Consider the following 3,523-nt stretch of genomic DNA (forward strand, 5'->3'; position numbering starts at 1 on the left):
TGTCTTCTTCTTCATTCTCCGGATCTTTCTTCATATAGCTATCCTGGATTGCTTTAAGCAAAAACATAGCATAAGAAGTTTTAGAAGCAAGACCAGAGATACCAGAAATATTCAGGTGGGCACCTTCTGGGCCAATAATAAATTTCGAGTTTAGATTGACAGGAAGCGTTACCTTCTCACAGTCCTTAGCTCCCTCATACATTTCAAGATACCCACATACTGTCAGACGGCACATTGCGGGAGGCGAAAACTGCACTTTGATTTCGGTGAAATCGCCTCTCCGATTGTGCCGTACCGGTACTTGCCGCAGACTCTCAGCGGTATGACCGCAGGTTGTCGTAGCTTTGTTTGAAAGGCAGAGGATGCTGCTTTTGAAACAAGGCCATGACAGGGGGTCATGGCCTTAAAAATGTACTTTGAAAACTTCATCAGTAGAGTCCTTGATTATCAACAGCAGCACGGATGATCTCAGCATCGATGACTTTCTTGTTCTGCTGGGAACCAATCGTCAGGGCATCCGTCATCAGGTTGTCAATGAGCCGTGGATTCCCCTGTGTAAAGCTGTGGGCAGCTGCAAGAGCCGCCGGATCTATGATGGTGCAGGATGCACCTGCCAGCTGGATCTTGTGCAGGATGTACTTTGATACTTCGTCATCAGAAAGCCCCGTGTAATTATAGTGGACGGTGATCCGCTGACGCAGCGCTTCATGTACTGGTTTGCGGAGTGTGTCATTGAGATGGGATTCTCCGCAAAGGATCAGGGTAAAGTAGTTCACCGAATCATAACCGTAGTTCATGAGCATTTTGATATCATTCAGTATACCGGTGTTTAAATACTGCGCTTCATCGATGGCGAGCAGGAGTGGCTGACGCTTTTCCTTATAAAGGTATGTGATCTGTTCCTGGATCGCTTTAAACATACGTGTTTTGCCGCCTTTGTCAGAGACACCAAGAATGGCGCAGAGCTGCTTGTAAAAATCAGCAACGCTGATCGTGGAAAGACACAGATATTCCATGTGGTACAGGCTGGGATTCAGGCTGGCAGCAAAACAGCGCAGGGCATAGGATTTCCCCATACCCGGCCTGGCGGTAAATACGCCGATGCCCCGGATATCCTTGAGATAATTCAGGCGGTTGGTCATCTCGGTAAAGTCTCTGGAAATAAAGTGGTCCTTCTCCTTTAGCTGCTGTTTATCGAAAGGATTGAAGGTAAGACCGTAATAGGAGTTATACATCAGGATTCACCTCCGGCCCTGGAATAATCAATTGCCGGAAGATTGTTCCGTTTCGTGTGGCAGTTTTCGTTGCGGTTGGTCTGACGGATGGGAAACTTCTTATCATCAAACAGGATATAGGCGGAAGTCATGTCATCCGGGAGAAAGCGGACATCCACTTTTGCGGAGATAAACTGCATGGGAACATCATAGCAGACATTGTCGATGGTGATGGTGGAATCCTTACGCACCTTACGGGTGATCCGGTTGTAAAAGCAGTCGTCCAGCCACTGCCTTGACTGCGGCGTGCGGGGATGGTCTTTGGAAGCCTGATAGCGCTCCAGTGGGGTGGAGCCAATGCCCCGGTGGAAGGTGGTATTGTAATCACGCATGTAATCTTTGAGCATTCCGTTGAACTGTGACAGGGATGTAATGGATGCAATGTCCAGAGTGTAAAGCCAGCGTTCCTTAAGGGTTCTGAAATGCCGCTCTACCTTGCCTTTGCTGGCCCCGTCACGGATTTTTGTGTGCAGGAGAAGGATACCAAGGGCTACGCAGATCATGGAAAGCTGTTCATTCGAGTAACTGCAGCCATTGTCTACATACAGCTTATCCGGAATCCCATAGGTGGCAACAGCATCCTTTAATACCTTCTGGAAGTTGCAGGCATTGTCGCTGTAGAACAGTTCGCCGCCGACCAGAAGTCTGGAATGGTCGTCAATGATCATGATGCAGTAAACCCGGCGGGATCTGCCGTCTTCGGTAATGTAGGGAAGGTAACAGGTGTCAGCCTGCCAGATCTTTCCGAATTTATCTTCCTCATAGGCCCTGCGGTCACGTAAGTTCGGGTCTCTGGCTGATTTGAGGTCATTGTGCCTGATAAAGCGTTGAACAGAATCAACACTGACAGTGGACGGGATGAAAGCTTCCCGTACCAGATGCTCATAGATCTGGGTGGCATTCATGCGGGGGTGTTCTTCCTTGATGCGGTAGATCTCGGCAATGGCATCTTCGTTTAATGCACGGGAAATGCCTTTGTCAGACCTGGTATTCGGCATCAGGGCATCCAGACCGCCGATGGTGTACTGAGACTTCCATTTTTCCAGTGTTTTGTAGCTGTAAGTGACGGTGGAACCATCCGGAAGAGTCAGTGGAGATGCGGTGACCCGTTTATAGTAGGCGGTTGCCGAGGCATCAGGATAAAGCCCCTGGATGACAGGAGCGATGAGTGCGAAGCGGAACTGTGCCACTTGCGCATCGTGTTTCGTTTTTTCGGTATCTTTACTCATGGAAAAGTCCTCCTTTTTGTTTTTCTTCATCATAAACGAAGAAAAAGCCGGCCGCCATCCCACGGTCGTGTGGTCAGAAGATGGAAATATCCGGAGTAAAGATGGTCTGATGATACCGTGCGTTTTTCGGAGTTGCCAGTATGGGATTTTTGTGTGACTGAAGAAAGGAATGGGACATCAGCCGGATAAACCCCATGGAGAAGGATGAGTAGCTTTCCGAAGCGGTAAGGTTCTTCAGAAAAGAGAAATCAGAAATTTCTGCATCTGATAACAGACCAAGCCATTCCCGCTTATGGGATTTCCAAAGAGCAAGCCATTTGAAGAACTGATTCCGTGAGATGTCAAATCTTTCACAGAGCTGTTCGATGGTGTAAAGCCTGGCAAAGTATTCACCAAGGACACGCAGGATGAAGAACAGGCTGTAGCTGGAGTAAGGAATGATGATGTCGGGGAGGATGGCATGTGCATGCCGGCAGCTTTCACAGAATACCCGGAGAATGCAAAGCTCTGATTTTACCTGTGTGCCTGCTTTGAAGTCAATAATGGATCTGCCGTAGTAGTCGTGGATATGGCAGTTTCCGGTGCTCCCGCAGATGGGACAGGTCTCCAGTTCAGGCTGAAAATGCTCCATGTAGGAATCAAAAAGAAATTTTGATGAAGTTTTTATACGAATTAGCTTGCATAACAGTAAATTTTTTCTTATCATAACAGTGTACTGAATCCGGTACACCAGGAAACTGCACATGACACAGGCAACCATTGATCAGGGCAAGCCCCTGCATCGGACCTGAAGTGCAGCACCTGGGTTGAGTGAGAGAAAGAACGAACTGTGGGAGGGGCTGTTCTTTCTCTTTTTCATTGTTACGAAAAGACTATAGGGGAAAGAAAAGGAATGGTCAAGAAGGCAGATAAAAACGTGCCGTAAAAAACAGCACGTTAAGATAGACGATATGAAGGGGAAGGAGAATTTAATCTGCGGCAAAGTTGCAGTAGGCAGGAACTATACTTTGACGCGTGACA

At 47.9% G+C, this 3,523-nt stretch carries 4 protein-coding genes; all 4 read right to left on the minus strand.

From position 1 onward, the window contains the following. Positions 1-202, minus strand: a 202-nt coding sequence (locus ACI4N7_RS00565; RefSeq protein ID WP_439731421.1) for a hypothetical protein, incomplete at its 3' end; no start/stop codon positions are given. A gap of 226 nt (positions 203-428) precedes the next feature. Then, positions 429-1,235, minus strand: a complete 807-nt coding sequence (locus tag ACI4N7_RS00570; RefSeq protein ID WP_439731422.1) for an ExeA family protein — start codon at positions 1,233-1,235, stop codon at positions 429-431. After that, positions 1,235-2,503 carry a DDE-type integrase/transposase/recombinase gene (locus tag ACI4N7_RS00575; RefSeq protein WP_439731423.1) on the minus strand — a complete coding sequence of 423 codons (1,269 nt, stop codon included), beginning with the start codon at positions 2,501-2,503 and terminating at the stop codon, positions 1,235-1,237. The genes ACI4N7_RS00570 and ACI4N7_RS00575 overlap by 1 nt, the downstream gene beginning before the upstream one ends. Before the next feature lie 73 nt (positions 2,504-2,576). After that, positions 2,577-3,134: a DUF6431 domain-containing protein gene (locus ACI4N7_RS00580; RefSeq protein ID WP_439731424.1), complete on the minus strand. Its 558-nt coding sequence runs from the start codon at positions 3,132-3,134 to the stop codon at positions 2,577-2,579. Between the last annotated feature and the right edge of the window lie 389 nt (positions 3,135-3,523).

Source organism: Dialister sp. (assembly GCF_051885895.1).
Taxonomy (GTDB): Bacteria; Bacillota; Negativicutes; order Veillonellales; family Dialisteraceae; genus Dialister.

Bases quoted from the DNA above. Each gene is read 5' to 3' on its own strand.
- ACI4N7_RS00575 (WP_439731423.1), bottom strand. From the start codon at position 2,503: ATGAGTAAAGATACCGAAAAAACGAAACACGATGCGCAAGTGGCACAG.
- ACI4N7_RS00580 (WP_439731424.1), bottom strand. From the start codon at position 3,134: ATGGAGCATTTTCAGCCTGAACTGGAGACCTGTCCCATCTGCGGGAGC.
- ACI4N7_RS00570 (WP_439731422.1), bottom strand. From the start codon at position 1,235: ATGTATAACTCCTATTACGGTCTTACCTTCAATCCTTTCGATAAACAG.